This window comes from Streptomyces sp. NBC_01176 (genome assembly GCF_045039825.1).
Classification (GTDB): domain Bacteria; phylum Actinomycetota; class Actinomycetes; order Streptomycetales; family Streptomycetaceae; genus Streptomyces.
Genome location: NZ_CP108600.1, coordinates 7,556,385 through 7,575,359 on the forward strand (window position 1 = coordinate 7,556,385; position 18,975 = coordinate 7,575,359).

Annotated in this window: 17 protein-coding genes; 13 read left to right on the forward strand and 4 right to left on the reverse strand. The window is 69.4% G+C overall.

All coding sequences use genetic code 11. The features are described from left to right. The first annotated feature begins 128 nt into the window (after positions 1-128). The 3 genes from OG199_RS32755 (at position 129) to OG199_RS32765 (ending at position 4,549) form a co-directional block, all read left to right on the forward strand. Complete coding sequence (locus OG199_RS32755) at positions 129-830, forward strand: HAD family phosphatase (RefSeq protein ID WP_356806118.1); 702 nt, start codon at positions 129-131, stop codon at positions 828-830. Positions 831-1,275: 445 nt separating this feature from the next. Further along, positions 1,276-2,883, forward strand: a complete 1,608-nt coding sequence (locus OG199_RS32760; protein ID WP_356806116.1) for an ABC transporter substrate-binding protein — start codon at positions 1,276-1,278, stop codon at positions 2,881-2,883. A gap of 82 nt (positions 2,884-2,965) precedes the next feature. Then, positions 2,966-4,549, forward strand: coding sequence for an ABC transporter substrate-binding protein (locus OG199_RS32765; protein ID WP_405832508.1), 1,584 nt, complete (start codon positions 2,966-2,968; stop codon positions 4,547-4,549). Between the two features lie 93 nt (positions 4,550-4,642). Here the strand turns inward: OG199_RS32765 and OG199_RS32770 are convergent, their stop codons facing one another. Next, complete coding sequence (locus tag OG199_RS32770; protein WP_010988071.1) at positions 4,643-5,314, reverse strand: response regulator transcription factor; 672 nt, start codon at positions 5,312-5,314, stop codon at positions 4,643-4,645. 14 nt (positions 5,315-5,328) lie between these two features. Next, on the reverse strand, positions 5,329-6,234 hold the full coding sequence (locus OG199_RS32775) for a PD-(D/E)XK nuclease family protein (protein ID WP_266697905.1): 906 nt from the start codon (positions 6,232-6,234) through the stop codon (positions 5,329-5,331). A gap of 175 nt (positions 6,235-6,409) precedes the next feature. Between OG199_RS32775 and OG199_RS32780 the strand changes: the two genes are divergently transcribed. The 3 genes from OG199_RS32780 to OG199_RS32790 all read left to right on the forward strand — a co-directional run bounded on the left by OG199_RS32780 (position 6,410) and on the right by OG199_RS32790 (position 9,842). Beyond that, positions 6,410-8,041 carry a site-2 protease family protein gene (locus tag OG199_RS32780; RefSeq protein ID WP_405832510.1) on the forward strand — a complete coding sequence of 544 codons (1,632 nt, stop codon included), beginning with the start codon at positions 6,410-6,412 and terminating at the stop codon, positions 8,039-8,041. A 94-nt stretch (positions 8,042-8,135) separates the two neighbouring features. After that, positions 8,136-9,038 (forward strand): tRNA (adenine-N1)-methyltransferase, encoded by a 903-nt coding sequence (locus OG199_RS32785; protein ID WP_148007688.1) that lies wholly within the window; start codon positions 8,136-8,138, stop codon positions 9,036-9,038. 228 nt (positions 9,039-9,266) lie between these two features. Beyond that, positions 9,267-9,842: a hypothetical protein gene (locus tag OG199_RS32790; protein ID WP_356806109.1), complete on the forward strand. Its 576-nt coding sequence runs from the start codon at positions 9,267-9,269 to the stop codon at positions 9,840-9,842. Between the two features lie 48 nt (positions 9,843-9,890). Here OG199_RS32790 and OG199_RS32795 read toward each other — a convergent pair whose 3' ends face one another. Then, positions 9,891-10,196: a ferredoxin gene (locus tag OG199_RS32795; protein ID WP_356806108.1), complete on the reverse strand. Its 306-nt coding sequence runs from the start codon at positions 10,194-10,196 to the stop codon at positions 9,891-9,893. Positions 10,197-10,449: 253 nt separating this feature from the next. On the opposite strand from OG199_RS32795, the gene arc reads away from it, so the two are divergent. The 6 genes from arc (at position 10,450) to prcA (ending at position 16,437) form a co-directional block, all read left to right on the forward strand. Continuing rightward, positions 10,450-12,216 (forward strand): proteasome ATPase, encoded by a 1,767-nt coding sequence (gene arc, locus OG199_RS32800; RefSeq protein ID WP_099923559.1) that lies wholly within the window; start codon positions 10,450-10,452, stop codon positions 12,214-12,216. A gap of 234 nt (positions 12,217-12,450) precedes the next feature. After that, a complete protein-coding gene (gene dop, locus OG199_RS32805; RefSeq protein ID WP_405832513.1) occupies positions 12,451-13,962 on the forward strand; it encodes a depupylase/deamidase Dop in 1,512 nt (503 codons plus the stop codon). Positions 13,963-14,127: 165 nt separating this feature from the next. Beyond that, a complete protein-coding gene (locus OG199_RS32810) occupies positions 14,128-14,346 on the forward strand; it encodes a ubiquitin-like protein Pup (RefSeq protein WP_127181041.1) in 219 nt (72 codons plus the stop codon). 259 nt (positions 14,347-14,605) lie between these two features. Further along, entirely contained in the window at positions 14,606-14,836 is a 231-nt protein-coding gene (locus tag OG199_RS32815) for an endonuclease VII domain-containing protein (protein WP_405834745.1), read from the forward strand. Then, positions 14,788-15,633: a proteasome subunit beta gene (gene prcB / locus OG199_RS32820; RefSeq protein WP_266697896.1), complete on the forward strand. Its 846-nt coding sequence runs from the start codon at positions 14,788-14,790 to the stop codon at positions 15,631-15,633. The genes OG199_RS32815 and prcB overlap by 49 nt, the downstream gene beginning before the upstream one ends. A 57-nt stretch (positions 15,634-15,690) precedes the next feature. Further along, entirely contained in the window at positions 15,691-16,437 is a 747-nt protein-coding gene (gene prcA, locus OG199_RS32825; protein ID WP_266697895.1) for a proteasome subunit alpha, read from the forward strand. A gap of 147 nt (positions 16,438-16,584) precedes the next feature. Here prcA and OG199_RS32830 read toward each other — a convergent pair whose 3' ends face one another. Continuing rightward, positions 16,585-17,595 carry a LacI family DNA-binding transcriptional regulator gene (locus tag OG199_RS32830; RefSeq protein ID WP_405832515.1) on the reverse strand — a complete coding sequence of 337 codons (1,011 nt, stop codon included), beginning with the start codon at positions 17,593-17,595 and terminating at the stop codon, positions 16,585-16,587. Between the two features lie 120 nt (positions 17,596-17,715). On the opposite strand from OG199_RS32830, the gene OG199_RS32835 reads away from it, so the two are divergent. Next, a complete protein-coding gene (locus OG199_RS32835) occupies positions 17,716-18,975 on the forward strand; it encodes an MFS transporter (RefSeq protein WP_356800475.1) in 1,260 nt (419 codons plus the stop codon).

Sequence of the window (18,975 nt, forward strand, 5' to 3'; positions counted from 1 at the left end):
GCGCCGCGCGGGTGTCGAGAGGCACTCTGGCCACGGGCGACGTACACTGGTCGGTCCACCGCAGGCCGGTCGCCCCTTGCTCTTCGAAGGGTGACCGGCCTGATCGTCCCCCAAGGAGGTGCGCCAGGATGACCAGCACGGTCCCCGCGCTCGGTACCCGTACGGCCGAAGGCTCCGCACTGCAAGCCGTACTCCTCGACATGGACGGCACCCTGGTGGACACCGAGGGCTTCTGGTGGGACGTCGAGGTCGAGATCTTCAGGGCTCTCGGGCACACCCTCGACGACTCCTGGCGTCAGGTGGTCGTCGGCGGCCCCATGAGCCGCAGCGCCAACTTCCTGATCGAGGCCACCGGAGCCGACATCGCCTTCGACGAGCTCTCGGTGCTGCTGAACGACGGCTTCGAGCGTCGTATCGGTGTGGCCCTGCCGCTGATGCCGGGCGCGTCCCGGCTCCTCGCGGAGCTCGCGGCGCACGAGATCCCCACCGCCCTGGTCTCCGCCTCGCACCGGCGCATCATCGACCGGATCCTGGCCTCGCTCGGACCCCAGTACTTCACGCTGACCGTCGCGGGCGACGAGGTGGAGCGGACGAAGCCGTTCCCCGACCCGTATCTGCTGGCGGCCGCCGGTCTCGGCGCGGATCCTGCCAGATGCGCGGTCATCGAGGACACCGCCACCGGCGTCGCGGCCGCGGAGGCCGCGGGCTGCCAGGTGGTTGCCGTACCCTCGATCGCGCCCATCGCCCCCGCGGCCCGGCGCACGGTCGTGACCTCGCTGGAAGAGGTAGACCTGGCCTTTCTCCGCGGCCTGATGACGGAAATGCGCTAGCCGTTCACCCAGCGTGCGTATCCGAATGCTCGGATTGCCGTGGGGTATCCGCGGGTAAGCGGAACGAAGTCGTCGCGGGATATTCGATCTGCCGGCGGATGGCCGAATTCCGGTACGCCCGGGCCAAGTTGACTGTGTGATGTTCGTCACATGACAGAGGGTCGACAGAGAACCCGGCGTGTGCCGTTGTCCCCTTTTCGGGCGTGATCGGGACGTCCTTGTGTCCCGATTGGTGGAACGCTGCACGAATCCTTCCGCTGTCGGGTTATCGGTGCGTCCGCGCCCGGTTTCGCAGCGTGATGGGAACTCAACTCCGGTCTCTGGGGGCTGTCCTGGCGGTGCGGACTAATGTCGTCGCGAGAACCTCGCCATAACCCCCGTGACTCGCCCGCACCACCCCTGTATGGCGTGTACACGGACACGACAGCTCTGGAGAAACTCGAGCATGAACCGCAAGACTTTGGTGCTGCCGGCCGTTGTGGGTCTGCTCGCCCCGGTGCTCGCCGCGTGTGGCGGTTCCGACAGCGGGGGCAACGGCGGCGATGCGATCGTCGTCGGCACCACGGACCGGTTCACCGCATCGAAGGATGCCCCGGCTCCTCTCGACCCGGCGTACGCGTACGACGTCGGTACCTGGAACATCCTGCGTCAGACGGTCCAGACGCTGATGGTCCAGCCGCGCGGTGACGGCGACCCCCAGCCCGAGGCTGCCGAGAGCTGCGGTTTCACCGACTCCGGCAACGAGCGCTACGCCTGCAAGCTGCGCGAGGGCCTGAAGTTCGCGACCGGTGACCCGATCACCGCCAAGGACGTGAAGTTCTCGATCGACCGCGCGATGGCGATCAAGGCCGACAGCGGTGTGTTCGCGCTGCTGTCCACCGTCGACACCGTCGAGACCCAGGGCGACCGCGAGGTGATCTTCCACCTCAAGAGCGCGGACGCGACCTTCCCGTTCAAGCTGTCGACCCCGGTCGCCGGCATCGTGAACCCCAAGGACTACGACAAGGGCAAGCTGCGCGACGGTTTCCAGGTCGACGGCTCCGGCCCGTACACCCTCGAGGCCGATGTCAAGAACGACGCGGCGGTCAAGGTCGTCTTCACCAAGAACCCGAACTACAAGGGTCTGTTGAAGCCGAAGAACAACAAGGTCGAGATGCGGTCCTTCGACAGCGCCGACGCCATGGGCGCCGCGCTCAACAAGGGCGACATCGACCTGATGACCCGCTCGATGACGCCGGCCCAGATCCAGAAGCTCGGCAACCTCGGCACGGACAGCAACATCGACCTCGTCGAGATGCCCGGCCTCGAGATCCGCTACCTCGGCTTCAACACCGACGACCCGTCGGTGAAGAGCAAGGCCGTCCGCCAGGCGATGGCCGAGGTCGTCAACCGCGGTGACCTCGTCTCCAAGGTGTACGGCTCCCAGGCCGAGCCGCTGTACTCGCTCGTCCCGGCCACCATCACCGGCCACTCGAACTCGTTCTTCAACAAGTACGGCGACCCGAGCGTGGCCAAGGCCACCACGACGCTGTCCAAGGCCGGCATCACCACGCCGGTGAAGCTCACCCTGCACTACACGACCGACCACTACGGTACGGCCACCAAGCAGGAGTTCGAGGTGCTGAAGCAGCAGCTCAACGCCACCCGCCTGTTCCAGGTCGACATCAAGGGCACGCCCTGGGACACGTTCCGCCCGGCCGAGCAGAAGGGCGCGTACCAGGTCTACGGCATGGGTTGGTTCCCCGACTTCCCGGACGCCGACAACTACCTGGCGCCGTTCCTCGACAAGGACAACACCCTCGGCTCCCCGTACGTGAACGCCCGGATCCGCGGCACGCTGATCCCGGACTCGCGTCGTGAGGCCGACCGCCTCACCGCGTCGAAGAGCCTCACGGACATCCAGAACATAGTGGCCGAGGACGTGCCGATCCTGCCGCTGTGGCAGGGTAAGCAGTACATCGCCGCGCGGGACGACATCACGGGTGCCGAGTGGGCCCTCAACTCCTCCTCGACGCTCCAGCTGTGGGAGCTCGGTCGCGGCGTGGGCAGCTGATCGGTCCTCAGGGGCGTCGGCCGCCCCGGACCGGCGTCCGCCGGACCGGCGCTCCAGAGAACCAATGACAAGGCACCTCCTCGTGAACATGCGCAACCCATGGCCAGTCCTGTCCGTCGTGACGGGGCTGGCCATCGGCCTGCTCGCAGGCTGCGGCTCGGAAACGGGCGGCACCGGCAGCACCGGCTCCTCCCTCGTGATCGGGATGTCCGACGACGTCCTGGCCACCGATCCGGCGTCCGGGTACGACCCCGGATCCTGGCTGTTGTTCAACAACGTCTTCCAGTCCCTGCTGAGCTTCTCCAACGGCGCCACGGAGCCGACGCCCGAAGCCGCCAAGGAGTGCTCCTTCTCGGGCAGCGGGACGACGGTCTACACCTGCACCCTCAGGGACGGCCTGAAGTTCAGCAACGGTGACCCGCTCACCTCGAAGGACGTCGAGTTCTCCTTCGACCGCATGCTGAACATCGCCGACCCCACCGGTCCCGCGGTCATGTTCCCCATGCTCGACACGGTGCGGGCCCCGGACGCCAGGACGGTCGTCTTCAAGCTCAAGTACGCCGACGCCACCTTCCCGAGCAAGATCGCCTCCGGTGCCGGCTCGATCGTGGACCACCGGCAGTACGCCGGGAACGGGCTGCGCGGGGACCACCAGGCGGTCGGCTCGGGCCCCTACAAGCTGGACTCCTTCGGCAAGGACCAGGCCGTCTTCTCGGTCAACGACAGCTACCGGGGCACCGCCAGGGTGAAGAACTCCGGTGTCACGCTGAAGTTCTTCCACGGCGACCAGGACGGTCTGAGGACGGCGGTGCTGGACCACCGGATCGACGTCGCCTACCGGGGTCTGGCCGCCGACGGCATCGCGGACATCACCAACGACACCTCCACCGGCAAGGGCGTCGACGTCGTCGAGGGCACCAGCGCCGAGGTGCAGCACCTGGTCTTCAACATGGACGACCCGGTGGCCGGCAAGCTCGGGGTGCGCAAGGCCATCGCCTATCTGCTCGACCGCGACGCCCTCGTCGACAAGGTCTATCAGGGCACGGCGACGCCGCTCTACTCGATCATCCCGGCCGGGATCACGGGCCACGACACGGCATTCTCCAACACCTACGGTGCCCATCCGTCGAAGGAGAAGGCCGCCGCGGCGCTCAAGGACCAGGGCATCACCGGCAAGGTCGCCCTGACGCTCTGGTCGACGCCGTCGCGCTACGGCCCCGCCACCGACCAGGAGTTCAGGGCGATCGCCCAGCAGCTCAACGCCAGCGGGCTGTTCCACGCGACGGTGAAGTCCGTCCGCTACGACCGGTACGAGAAGGACATCGCCCGCGGCAAGTACGGCGTCTACGTGAAGGGCTGGGTGCCCGACTACCCGGACCCGGACAACTTCACGGCCCCCTTCTTCGGCAAGGGCAACGTGCTGCAGAACAACTACAGCAACAGCACCGTCACCGGTCGTCTCCTCCCGAAGACGTCCGCCCAGATCAACCGCTCCTCCACCGAGGCCGCGTACCACAAGCTCCAGGACATCGTGGCCGAGCAGATCCCGGTCATCCCGGTCTGGCAGGCCAAGCAGTACGCGGTCACGCGGGACAACGTCTACGGCGTGGAGAACTGCCTCGACTCCTCGACCGTGTTCCGGTTCTGGGAGATCAGCAAGGACTGAGCGGACCCGTACGCACCCCGCCCGTACACGACCGTGGGCGCCTTCCTCCAGGACGGACAGGAGGAAGGCGCCCACGGTCGCACCGCCGGGGGATCACTGCGCGCCGGGGCGCACCAACCCGCTCTCGTACGCGTACACCGCGGCCTGCACCCGGTCGCGCAGACCCAGCTTGGTGAGAACGTGGCCCACATGCGTCTTGACGGTGGTCTCGCTGACGAACAGGTCGGCGGCGATCTCCGCGTTCGACAGGCCGCGCGCCACCAGCTTCAGCACCTCCACCTCGCGCTCGGTGAGGGTGTGCAGGGTGTCGGGCACGGGCTCGTCGCCGGACGGCAGATGACCCGCGTACTTGTCCAGGAGCCGGCGCGTGATGCTCGGGGCGAGCATCGCCTCGCCCGCGGCCACCACCCGGATCGCCTGCACCAGCTCATTGGCCGGAGCGTCCTTCAGAAGGAAACCGCTGGCGCCGGCGCGCAGCGCCTCCACCACGTACTCGTCGAGGTCGAAGGTGGTCAGGACGAGCACCTTGGCCGGGCCGTCGCGTCCCGGGCCGGTGATCTGCCGGGTCGCCTCCACCCCGTCCATCCGCGGCATGCGGATGTCCATCAGAACCACATCGGGCTGCAGGGCACGCACCTGATCCAGTGCCTGGAGACCGTCACCGGCCTCGCCGACGACCGCCAGATCCTGCTCGGCCTCCAGAATCATCCGGAAGCCGGTGCGCAGCAGCGGCTGGTCGTCGACCAGTAGGACGCGGATGGCCACGTAAGTCTCCTTCGCTAGTCCGGCCCCATTCTGCCCTGCTCGGTACCGCCCGACTCGGGCGCCCTGACGGGGAGTGGATACGGCGGGGGAGTACCGCCGAATTCCGGACACACCGCCTGGTGGTCGCACCAGCCGCAGAGTTTGGTGGGACGCGGCCGCCAGTCGCCCGTCTCGGTGGCCTGCCGGATCGCCTCCCACAGCGCGAGCAGCTTGCGCTCGACCCGCTCCAGGTCCTCGATCGCCGGGTCGTACGTCAGCACGTCGCCACTGCCGAGATAGACGAGCTGGAGGCGGCGCGGGACCACCTGCTTCAACCGCCACACCACCAGGGCGTAGAACTTCATCTGGAACAGCGCGCCCTCGGCGTACTCGGGCCGGGGCGCCTTGCCCGTCTTGTAGTCGACGATCCTGACCTCGCCCGTCGGCGCCACGTCGACGCGGTCGATGATGCCGCGCAGCTTCAGCCCGGAGTCGAGCCGGGCCTCGATGAACAGCTCGCGCTCGGCGGGTTCGAGCCGGGTCGGGTCCTCCAGGCTGAACCAGCGCTCCACCAACTGCTCCGCCTCGCCGAGCCACCGCGCCAGCCGCTCGCCCTCGGGGTCGTCGGCGAACAGCTCCACGACCTCGGGCCGTGTCTCGCGCAGCCGGTCCCACTGGCCGGGGATGAGGGACTTGGCACGCGGGGCCGTCCGCTCCGTCGCAGGGGAGTCGAAGAGCCGCTCCAGCACCGCGTGCACCAGCGTGCCGCGGGTGGCCGCCTCACTCGGCTTCTCGGGGAGCTTGTCGATCACCCGGAACCGGTAGAGCAGCGGGCACTGCATGAAGTCGCTGGCGCGCGAGGGCGACAGGGACGCCGGCGGCACGGCCGTGACAGCCGCGGTCGGCTCGGGCGGGACGGCGCCCTCGGTGCTGGTCTCCATGTCCCAAGACCTTACGGCCCGCCACTGACAGTGAGTGCACGCGTGGGGCTGGTGCGACGGCACGGAAAACTGAGGGGGTGCCGGGGCGGAACGTGTCGCGACCGACGCATACCATCGACCACAGACCCTGCTTCGCACGATCGGGAGCGGGAGACGCTTCGAACGAGGGGACATCGTGGACGAGAGCGGCGGAAGCGGGCAGCCGCGATCCGGCACCGACGAAGCGACCGAGCGCCACGAGGGGTCCCAGGCCCCCGCCGGCCCGGCCGCGGACGCCACGCGACCCGGAGCGGACCGGCACGAGCGCCCCACGGGGCAGCCCGCCGACCCGAACGCCCCCGCCTCCGACGCGACCCGCGCACACCCGGAACCCACGAGCGGACCCGAGCCGCACGGCACCTCCGACAACGGGCCCGGCACGGACGGTGACAGGCCTGACGGGACCACACCCCCCACCGGCCCCGCACCCGGCCCCGGAACGCGCGACGGCGCCTCGGGCGAGGCAGGCCCCGGAGCCGTGTCCCCGGCGCCCCACGGACCCGACCGGCCCACCGGCCCGGACACCGCACACCACCGCACCCTCGCCCAGTCCGGAACCGGAACCGGTACGGACGGCGGTGGCGGTGGCAGGCCGAAGCCCCCGCGCCGCGGCCGGGAACCCGGTGGCGGGCTGCTGATGGGGCGTCCGTTCGGCGTACCGGTGTACGTGGCGCCCAGCTGGTTCCTCGTGGCCGCGCTGATCACCTGGGTCTTCGGTGGCCAGCTGGACCGTGTGCTGCCCGAACTCGGCGCCCTGCGCTACCTCGTCTCGCTCTTCTTCGCGGTCGCCTTCTACGCCTCCGTCCTGGTCCACGAGCTGGCCCACACGGTCGCCGCCCTGCGCTTCAAGCTGCCGGTCCGCCGGATCCAGCTGCAGTTCTTCGGCGGGGTGTCCGAGATCGAGAAGGAGGCCGAGACCCCGGGCCGCGAGTTCGTGCTGGCCTTCGTCGGACCGCTGCTCTCGCTGGTCCTCTCCGGCCTCTTCTACCTCGCCATGCTCGCCGTCGAGCCCGGCACCGTCCCCGGTGTCCTGCTGGCCGGCCTGATGATCTCCAACCTGATCGTGGCCGCCTTCAACCTCCTCCCCGGCCTGCCCCTGGACGGCGGCCGGATGCTCCGCGCCGTCGTCTGGAAGATCACCGGCAGGCCGATGAGCGGCACGATCGCGGCGGCCTGGGTCGGCCGCGCGCTCGCCGTCTCCGTCCTGATCGGGCTGCCCCTGCTCACCCAGTCCGGGGCGCTCGGCGAGACCCAGGACAACATCGGCGGCATGGACACGGTCACCGACGCCCTGCTGGCCGCGATCCTCGCCGCCATCATCTGGACCGGCGCCGGAAACAGCCTCCGCATGGCCCGCCTGCGCGAACACCTGCCCGAACTGCGAGCCCGCTCGCTCACCCGGCGAGCGGTCCCGGTCGAGACCAGCACCCCCCTCTCCGAGGCGCTGCGCCGCGCCAACGACGCGGGCGCCCGCGCCCTGGTCGTCGTCGACGCCGACGGCGAACCCGTCTCCCTGGTGCGCGAGGCCGCCATCGTCGGCGTACCGGAGCACCGCCGCCCCTGGGTCGCGGTCAGCGGCCTCGCCCAGGACATCACCGACGGCATGCGCGTCTCCGCCGAGCTCGCGGGCGAGCCCCTCCTCGACGTCCTGCGCGCGACCCCCGCGACCGAGTACCTGGTGGTGGAGGACTCGGGCGAGATCTACGGAGTCCTCTCGGCGGCGGACGTCGAGCGCGCCTTCGTCAAGGCGATGGCCAGGCCCTCCTGAGCCCCCCCGGGCGCCGCCGGCCACGCGCCACCCACGGTGGCCGCCCGCAACCGCCGTGGTCGGCGCCCCTCGCGGGGACCGGTAGGCTGTTCACATGTCCGAACCGACCGGTGCCGCCCGCAGGCGCGGGCCCTTCAAGGTCGGGGACCAGGTTCAGCTGACCGACCCCAAGGGCCGCCACTACACGTTCACGCTCGAGGCCGGGAAGAACTTCCACACCCACAAGGGTTCCTTCCCGCACGACGAGCTGATCGGTGCTCCCGAGGGCAGCGTTGTCCGCACCACGGGAAACGTCGCCTATCTCGCGCTGCGCCCCCTGCTCCCCGACTACGTCCTGTCCATGCCCCGCGGTGCCGCCGTGGTCTACCCCAAGGACGCGGGGCAGATCCTGGCCTTCGCGGACATCTTCCCCGGCGCACGCGTCGTGGAGGCGGGCGTCGGCTCCGGCTCGCTCAGCAGCTTCCTGCTGCGCGCCATCGGCGACCAGGGCATGCTGCACTCCTACGAGCGCCGCGAGGACTTCGCGGAGATCGCCCAGCAGAACGTGGAGCGCTACTTCGGCGGCCCGCACCCCGCCTGGCAGCTCACCGTGGGCGACCTCCAGGACAACCTGAGCGACACCGAGGTCGACCGCGTCATCCTCGACATGCTCGCCCCCTGGGAGTGCCTGGAGGCCGTCTCCAAGGCGCTCGTCCCCGGCGGCATCCTGTGCTGCTACGTGGCGACGACCACCCAGCTCGCGCGGACCGTCGAGTCCATCCGCGAGATCGGCTCCTTCAACGAGCCGACCGCCTGGGAATCGATGATCCGCAACTGGCACATCGAGGGCCTCGCCGTCCGTCCGGACCACCGGATGATCGGTCACACCGGCTTCCTGCTCACCGCGCGCCGCCTCGCGGACGGCGTCGAGCCGCCCATGCGCCGACGCCGCCCCGCCAAGGGCGCCTACGGCGAGGACTACGCCGGTCCCAACGCCGACGGCGGCACCGCCCGCTGATCCGACCGGCGTCCCCGCCGCGCACGTACCCAACGCTCCACCCCTGTGGCCGAGTTCCCGGAGACACCCGGGGACCCGGCCACAGGCCTTTCCGCAACTGGGGCAGGGCGCGTTCGTGTTGACGCGACGCCAGAAGTCCGGACCCCGCCGTTCCACCCGACTGTGACGTGTGGCACCATGCTGGCCACTCCACCCCCACCGGCACAGCCCTCCCAGGAGACGCTCCCAGTGCAGCAATCCGTCGTCCCGGAACTGGCACACACGCACACCCGTCCCATCCACTGGCTGGCGACGGCCACCGCCCTGGCCGGAGTCGTCGCCCTCTCCTCGGTCGTCCAGCCCGGATCCGCCACGGCGGCCCAGCCCGGCCCCGGGGCGAAGGCGGCCCCGGCCGCGATCGCGCCCCCGGACCCCGCGGCCGTCACGTTCCCGGTCGAGTGCGGGCCCGCCGAGGTCGTCGTACAGAAGAAAGCGTCCGGGGACCTCGACGGCGACGGCAGCCCGGAGACGGTCGCCGTGGTCCGCTGCGACGCGGGCTCGGGCACCCCGCCCAACGGTGTCTACGTCCTCACCCAGGGCGGGGCGGCGAAGAAACCCCGGATCGTGGCCACCCTGGTCGACCCGAAGGACCGGCTGAGCGTCACGGGCTTCGCGGTACGTGACGGCGCCGTCACCGCGACCCTGCTCGGCTACTCGTCGGCCGACGTGCCCAGTTGCTGCCCGGACGTGAAGGACCGGGCCAAGTGGCAGTGGAAGAACGGAGCGTTCATCCGCTCGACGCCTTCGGATGCCCGGAGCGTATGAGAAGAATGTGAGAAAAGAGACAATCTGTCACGTGGAGTGGCTTCCGGGTCACTCCACGTCGGGTCCGTAGACCTCGACCCTGTCCGAAACTCGACGTACGTGGATGCAGTCGCCCGGACACTCCTTGGCCGAGTCGGCCACGTCACGCAGAAGCGTCAGCGGTACGGGCGTTGTGGCCCCCGGGGCCTGCAACAGCTCGTCGTCGGCGCTCTTCACGTAGGCCAGACCGTCGATGTCCAGCTCGAAGACCTCCGGCGCGTACTGGACGCAGATCCCGTCTCCGGTACAGAGATCCTGGTCGATCCAGACCTCGAGCGCCTGCTCGCCTGCTCCGGCCTCCTGCTGCACGGTCATTTCTCCTGCCGTTTCCTGCGTCGAGCGATCCGAAGACTGGGGAATCGGGCCAGCTCTGACGGGTGTTGAACACTTTGAGCCTACCTCCGTCGGCTTCCCAATCATGTTGGGTGGGTATTCCCCTGGCGTGAGGGAGAGCGCAAGGGTGAAGATCGGACACACCTCGACAGTCTTTGTGATCTAGGGGTTTCAATCGACACCCACCCAGGTAGGGTCTGGAAGCGTCCAGCTCCCCTTGGAGGAGGTGAGGACCGTGGCAGCCCACGACGACGACATGAACCGCGGCATCCGCCCGGGACGAGGGTCCGATGACCCTGCCGGGCAGGTTGCCTACCTTGAGCAGGAGATCGCCGTCCTGCGACGCAAGCTCGCCGACTCTCCGCGGCACACGAGGATTCTCGAAGAGCGGATCGTCGAGCTGCAGACCAACCTGGCCGGCGTGTCCGCGCAGAACGAGCGGCTCGCCAACACGCTCCGTGAGGCCCGCGACCAGATCGTGGCCCTCAAGGAAGAGGTCGACCGGCTCGCGCAGCCGCCGGCGGGCTTCGGTGTCTTCCTCGTGGCGAACGAGGACGGCACGGCGGACATCTTCACCGGGGGCCGCAAGCTCCGGGTGAACGTCAGCCCCAGCGTGGAGCTCGAGGAGCTCAGGCGCGGCCAGGAAGTGATGCTCAACGAAGCCCTCAACGTGGTCGAGGCCATGGAGTACGAGAGCGTCGGCGACATCGTCACCCTCAAGGAGATCCTGGAGGACGGCGAGCGCGCCCTCGTGGTGGGGCACACCGACGAGGAACGGGTGGTACGGCTCGCCGAGCCGCTGCTGGACGTCACCATCCGTCCCGGCGACGCCCTGCTTCTCGAACCCCGCTCCGGCTATGTCTACGAAGTCGTTCCCAAGAGCGAGGTCGAGGAGCTCGTCCTCGAAGAGGTCCCGGACATCGGCTACGAGCAGATCGGCGGCCTGGGAAACCAGATCGAACTGATCCGCGACGCGGTCGAGCTCCCGTACCTCTACCCCGACCTCTTCAAGGAGCACGAACTGCGGCCGCCCAAGGGTGTGCTGCTCTACGGGCCCCCCGGATGCGGCAAGACGCTCATCGCCAAGGCGGTCGCCAACTCGCTGGCCAAGAAGGTCGCCGAGGTCACCGGCCAAGCCACCGGCAAGAGCTTCTTCCTCAACATCAAGGGCCCCGAGCTCCTGAACAAGTACGTCGGCGAGACCGAGCGGCAGATCCGCCTCGTCTTCCAGCGTGCTCGTGAGAAGGCCAGCGAGGGCACTCCCGTCATCGTCTTCTTCGACGAGATGGAGTCCCTCTTCCGCACCCGTGGATCGGGCGTCAGCTCGGACGTGGAGAACACCATCGTCCCCCAGCTGCTCGCCGAGATCGACGGCGTGGAGGGCCTGGAGAACGTGGTCGTGATCGGTGCCTCGAACCGTGAGGACATGATCGACCCCGCGATCCTGCGCCCCGGACGACTCGATGTGAAGATCAAGATCGAGCGCCCGGACGCCGAGGCCGCCAAGGACATCTTCGCGAAGTACCTCACCCAGCGCCTCCCGCTGCACTCCGACGACCTCGGAGAGCACGGCGGGGACCGGGCGGCCACGGTCCACGGCATGATCCAGACCGCCGTGGAGCAGATGTACGCCGAATCCGAGGAAAACCGCTTCCTCGAGGTCACGTACGCCAACGGCGACAAGGAAGTCCTGTATTTCAAGGACTTCAATTCCGGTGCCATGATCGAGAACATCGTGGGCCGCGCCAAGAAGGCGGCCATCAAGGCCTTCCTCGAGCAGAACCAGAAGGGTCTCCGGGTCTCCCACCTCCTCCAGGCGTGCGTGGACGAGTTCAAGGAGAACGAGGACCTGCCGAACACCACCAACCCGGACGACTGGGCCCGGATCTCCGGAAAGAAGGGCGAACGGATCGTCTACATCCGTACGCTCGTCACCGGAAAGCAGGGCGCGGACACCGGCCGCTCCATCGACACGGTGGCCAACACCGGTCAGTACCTGTAAAAGCCAGGGCGGCTGCGGGTGCCCTCCACGGGTATCCGCAGCCGACTGCTTTTCGGGGCACGGCTGGAGCACAGCAATGACGCAAATGATCTCCCCACCAGCGCAGAGCCGTTCTAGGCTCTTTCGTACCGCCGAGTCGCGCGTTGCGGGGACGGGCACCGCACACGCACCGGAGCACCAGCGGTACTTGAGCAGCGCCCCCGACCGAGGGCGCCGCCGGGCAAGGAGGGCCGCATGACCGTACGGCGAGTAATGGGCATCGAGACGGAGTACGGGATCTCCGTCGCCGGCCACCCCAACGCCAATGCCATGCTCACCTCATCCCAGATCGTCAACGCGTACGCGGCGGCGATGCACCGGGCGCGCCGCGCCCGCTGGGACTTCGAGGAGGAGAACCCGCTGCGGGACGCGCGAGGCTTCGACCTCGCCCGCGAGGCCGCCGACGCCAGCCAGCTCACCGACGAGGACATCGGCCTGGCCAATGTCATCCTCACCAATGGCGCACGGCTGTACGTGGACCACGCGCACCCGGAGTACAGCTCTCCCGAGGTCACCAACCCGTGGGACGCGGTCCTGTGGGACAAGGCCGGCGAGCGCATCATGGCGGAGGCCGCGGAACGGGCGGCCCAGCTCCCCGGCGCCCAGCCGATCCACCTCTACAAGAACAACACCGACAACAAGGGCGCCTCGTACGGTACGCACGAGAACTACCTGATGAAGCGGGAGACCCCCTTCTCGGACATCGTGCGCCACCTCACGCCGTTCTTCGTGTCCCGGCAGGTCGTCACCGGAGCGGGCCGCGTCGGTATCGGCCAGGACGGACACGAGCACGGCTTCCAGCTCAGTCAGCGGGCCGACTACTTCGAGGTCGAGGTGGGCCTGGAGACCACGCTGAAGCGCCCCATCATCAACACCCGCGACGAGCCGCACGCGGACGCCGAGAAGTACCGCAGGCTGCACGTGATCATCGGCGACGCGAACCTGTCGGAGATCTCGACCTACCTGAAGCTGGGCACGACCGCCCTGGTCCTGTCCATGATCGAGGACGGTTTCATCGCCGTCGACCTGGCGGTCGACCAGCCGGTGCGCACACTGCACCAGGTCTCGCACGACCCCACCCTGAAGCGGCTCGTCACGCTGCGCAGCGGACGCACGCTGACCGCGGTACAGCTCCAGATGGAGTACTTCGAGCTGTCGCGCAAGTACGTGGAGGAGCGGTTCGGGGCGGACGCCGACGACCAGACGAAGGATGTCCTGGTCCGCTGGGAGGACACGCTGAACCGCCTGGAGAACGACCCGATGAGCCTGTCCGGCGAGCTCGACTGGGTCGCCAAGCGGGAGCTCATGGAGGGCTACCGGCGTCGTGACGGCCTCGACTGGGACGCCGCCCGGCTGCACCTGGTCGACCTCCAGTACGCCGACGTACGCGCCGAGAAGGGGCTCTACAACCGACTGGCCGCCCGCGGCAAGATGAAGCGGCTGCTGAACGAGTCGGACGTCGAACGTGCCCGGACGAAGCCGCCGGAGGACACCCGCGCGTACTTCCGCGGCCGGTGTCTCGAACAGTACGCGGACGACGTGGCGGCGGCCTCCTGGGACTCGGTGATCTTCGATCTGCCCGGCAGGGACTCGCTCCAGCGCGTTCCAACCCTGGAGCCGCTTCGCGGAACGCGTAATCACGTCAAGGAGCTCCTCGATCGCTGTCGCACGGCGGAAGACCTGGTCAAGGTCCTCGCGGGCGGCTGAGCCGGCCGTACGGGGTCCTGGGGCCCCGTCGGCGCATCGGGGTGGAAAAGGCGACGTCCGGGAATCATCGAGATGGTCCCCGGACGTTGTAGCAACTGCGGGGCCGATGTCGGACCCTGCTTGTAGGGTCTGATCAAGAACGTCGAACCGAGCGGGGTGAGGGTTATGGCGACCAAGGACACCGGCGGCGGGCAGCAGAAGGCCACGCGTTCCACCGAGGAGGTCGAGGAGCAGGCGCAGGACGCGCAGGCGACGGACGACCTCAAGGAGCGCCAGGAGAAGCTGAGCGACGATGTCGACTCGGTTCTGGACGAGATCGACGACGTCCTGGAGGAGAACGCCGAGGACTTCGTGCGCTCCTTCGTTCAGAAGGGCGGGGAGTGATTTCCCCTCTGATGCGAAGGTTGCAAGCCGGAGTGTGAGGGTTGCTCGACGAGGTGCACGTGAAGCGTTGCTCGCGGTGTAAGCAGCACAAGCCGCGAGCGGCCTTCGCGAGCGACCGGGCGATGCGCGAGGGCCCTCAAGCGCGGAACAGCCTCTGACGGCCTGTCGACGCGTCACAAGGCCTGCCGGATCGTCGAAGGGCGTGCAGGCCACTTTGAAGCGCCGCTACGACATCACAGTGGCCGAACGGGACGAGACGGTGGCCTCTCGGACGGGGCCCTGTGTGATCTGTTTGAAAGCTCCCGCAGTTCACGTGGATCACTGCCACGAGACGGGTAGGGTCCGTTGCGTACTGTGCTTCAACTGCAATTCGGCCATCGGCAAGTTGGGAGATGATCCCGACGCTGTTCGTCGGGCTGCCGCCTACTTGGAAGGATCCCCGTGGAAGCCAACACTCGTAGCACCGGGCGTCTACCGGCTGCCTTCCTGACGCCCGGGTCGTCGTCCTTCATGGACTTCCTGTCCGAGCACCAGCCGGAGATGCTCCCGGGCAGGCGGCAGCTGCCGCCCGTGCAGGGCGTGATCGAGGCGCCGCACGGCACGACCATCGTGGCCGTCACCTTCCCCGGCGGAGTCGTCCTCGCCGGCGACCGGCGGGCCACCATGGGCAACATGATCGCCCAGCGCGACATCGAGAAGGTCTTCCCGGCCGACGAGTACTCGGCGGTGGGCATCGCCGGTACGGCAGGTCTGGCCGTCGAGATGGTCAAGCTGTTCCAGCTGGAGCTGGAGCACTTCGAGAAGGTCGAGGGCGCCACGCTCTCCCTGGAGGGCAAGGCCAACCGCCTCTCCACCATGATCCGTTCCAACCTCGGCATGGCCATGCAGGGCCTCGCTGTGGTGCCCCTCTTCGCGGGCTACGACGTGGACCGCGAGAAGGGTCGCATCTTCTCGTACGACGTCACCGGCGGCCGCTCCGAGGAGCACGGATACGCCGCCACCGGCTCCGGCTCGATCTTCGCGCGCGGTGCCATGAAGAAGCTCTACAGCAACGACCTGACCGAACAGCAGGCCACCACCCTGGTCATCCAGGCGCTGTACGACGCGGCCGACGACGACTCGGCGACGGGCGGTCCCGATGTCGCCCGCCGGATCTACCCGATCGTCACCGTGATCACCGAAGAGGGATTCCGCCGTCTCACCGACGAGGAGTCCTCAGAGATCGCCCGCGCGATCCTCGAGCGGCGCCTGGAGCAGCCGGACGGCCCGCGGGCCGCGCTGCTCTGAGCCCGGCCTCTTTACCCAGGTGACCCTGTGACTTCGACAGAAAGGGACGGATAACCGGTGTCGACGCCGTTCTATGTCTCACCCCAGCAGGCCATGGCCGACCGTGCGGAGTACGCCCGCAAGGGCATCGCCCGCGGTCGCAGCCTCGTCGTGCTGCAGTACGCCGACGGCATCGTGTTCGTCGGCGAGAACCCGTCCCGCGCGCTGCACAAGTTCAGCGAGATCTACGACCGGATCGGCTTCGCGGCCGCCGGGAAGTACAACGAGTACGAGAACCTGCGGATCGGCGGTGTGCGCTACGCCGATCTGCGCGGCTACACCTACGACCGTGACGACGTGACCGCGCGCGGTCTGGCCAACGTGTACGCCCAGACGCTGGGCACGATCTTCTCCAGTGCGGCCGAGAAGCCGTACGAGGTGGAGCTCGTGGTCGCCGAGGTGGGGGAGACCCCCGACGGGGACCAGATCTACCGGCTGCCGCACGACGGATCGATCGTGGACGAGCACGGGTCGGTCGCGGTCGGCGGCAACGCCGAGCAGATCAGCAACTATCTGGACCAGCGCCACCAGGACGGCATGTCGCTGGCCGAGGCGCTGAAGCTGGCCGTGCAGTCGCTGTCGCGGGAGCCGAACGGCGGTGAGCGGGAGATCCCCGCCGAGCGCCTGGAGGTGGCGATCCTGGACCGTACGCGCCCGCAGCAGCGCAAGTTCAAGCGCATCGTCGGGCGTCAGCTGGCCCGCCTTCTCGAGGAGGGCGGCGCGTCCACCGCCACCGAGGCCGAGGACCCCGAAGACGACGAGTGACCCCGCTCGCGCCCCGCGCACCGGTCGTCCGGTGGGCGGGGCGCGGCCATGTCCGGGCGACCTCGGACACCGGGGGTGTTCCGCGGCGCCGCGCAACACCGGCGCGCGTCGGGCCGCACGCCCGCCGACGACGGGCATGGGCACGCCCTAGCAGGGCGGCGCCGTGGAGCCCCGTACGACCAGTTCGACCGGGATGTCTCCCTCGGGCGGTGTGCGGCCGTCCAGGACGGCGAGGAGGGCCTCCATGCCCCGTTCGCCGAACAGCTCGGCATCCAGGCGGACCGTGGTCAGCTCTGGGTCGATGGCGCGGGCGAGGGCCAGGTCGTCGAGGCCCGTGATCGAGAGGTCGTCGGGCACCCGCAGGCCCAGACGGCGGGCCGCCTTGTAGGCGCCGGCCGCGAGGTTGTCGTCGTCGCAGACCAGGGCCGTGGGCCGGGGTCCGGGCGCGGACAGGGCCGTCTCCGCGGCGGCCCGGGAGTGCTCGATGGAGATCGGGGCGCGGGCCGTGCGCAGCCGCGTACCAGGGACGCTCTCCAGCCGGGCGGCCAGTTCGCGGGCGCGCACCTCGAAGGTCCAGGACGCGATGTCCGCCCCCAGGTGCAGGAAACGGCGGTGCCCGAGGGCCAGCAGGTGGTCCGCCACCTGGCGTACACCGTCCCTGATGTCGAGGTTGACGGTGGCCGCGCCCAGGCTGCCCGCGGGGTCGCTGTCCAGCATCACGAGGGGCAGCTGGTCGCCCCGGATCGCCGTGAGGGCGTCCGCGGCCATGGAGGAGGCGATGACACCGTCCAGAGCCGCCCGTGCGGAGCCGAACGGGTCGCGGGCGGGGCCGATGCCCTCCGGTGAGGGGTAGAGGACCACACCGAAGCCATGGGCGGAGGCCACTCGCGCCGCTCCGGTGTAGACACCCGCGAAGAACTCCGTCGTGAGCGCCGGGACCACCAGAAGGACCGTGCGGGTGCGGCCGAGGCGGAGGTTGCGGGCGGCCAGGTTCGGGCGGTAGCCGAGCTCCTGGGCGGCCTCCCGGACACGGTCCGCGGTCGCCTCGGAGACCCGGCCGCGCCACTTCTCGCCCAGCACGAGGGAGACCGCGGCCTGGGAGACCCCCGCGGCCTGGGCGACGTCCCGGCTCGTGGGGCGCGTGCTGGCTCGTGCCACCGGCGACCTGCTCCTTCGTCTGGACTCGCGGACTGGGCACATGGTACGTATGGCACGGGACGTTATACGTAACACTGGCAGCTTCGGGTCGCCTCGGCGCCCGGCGGAGAAGGCGGGAACATGGCCGCGGGATACCTGGAGATCCTCAGGGCGAGGCATGCCGCCCGGCTGCTCGCCGGCACGCTCACCGGACGGCTGCCGAACGCGACGGCCGCCATCGCGGTCGTCCTGTTCATCCGGGCCGAGGGCGGCACGTACGGTCTGGCCGGGGCGCTCGCCGCCGTCTACGGGGTGGCCAACGCCGTGGGGCAGCCGCTGCTCGGGCGGCTCGTGGACCTCCACGGGCAGCCGCGCGTCCAGTTGCCCGCCGCGCTGGTCTCGGCCCTGGGCATGGCCGTCTTCGCCCTCTCGGGCACCGACCCGCTGCCCGTCGCCTACGCCGCCATGGTGGTCGCCGGACTCTTCACACCGCCGCTGGAAGGCGGTCTGCGTGCCCTGTGGCCCTCCGTGCTGCGCCGCGACGACCAGGTGCACACCGCGTACGCGATGGACGCCGTGGCCCAGGAGGTCATGTTCACCGTCGGACCCCTGCTGGTGACGCTGTTCGTGTCGCTCTGGTCCGCGCAGGCCGCGCTGCTGATCCTGAACGGCATCGGGGTGCTGGGCGCCCTCTGGGTGGTCGTCTCGCCGCCCTCGCGCGCGTGGCGCTCGGCACCCCGCGAGGCGCACTGGCTCGGCGCGCTGCGCTCGCCGGGGCTGCTGGCCCTGCTCGGCGCGTTCCTGTTCGTGGGGTCCGCGCTCGGCTCGATCACGGTCGCCGCCGTGTCGTACGCCGACGACCACGGCGGGGACGCGGTGTACGGCTGGCTGATGGCGGCCCTGGGCCTCGGCGCGCTCGTCGGCGGCACGGTGTACGGGGCGCGGCAGTGGACCGGCGCGCCCGAGCGGCGACTGCGCGTGCTGGTGGCCTTCCTGGCGGTGTGTTACCTGCCGCTCCTGCTGATGCCGGGCGCGGTCGCCATGACGGCCCTCACGGCCCTCGCCGGCGTGTTCCTGGCGCCCTGCATCGCCTGCGCGTTCATCATCGTGGACCGGCATGCCCCGAAGGGCACCGTCACCGAGGCGTTTTCCTGGCTTGTGACCACGTTCACCGTGGGTGCGTCGGTCGGTACGGGCCTCGCGGGCCCGGTCGTGGAGTGGGGCGGGGCCGTCTGGGGCTTCGCCGTACCGGGCGCCGCGGGAGCCGCCGCGCTGGTGGTTCTGCTGGCCACGGGGCGGGTCCTCGCAGCTACCGGGGACGGTGCGGTAGTTGCGGTCTCATCGGAAAATGATCCAAACCGTGCCGTCGAACCCCGTTTCAGCTCGGGGGATCGGGCGTAA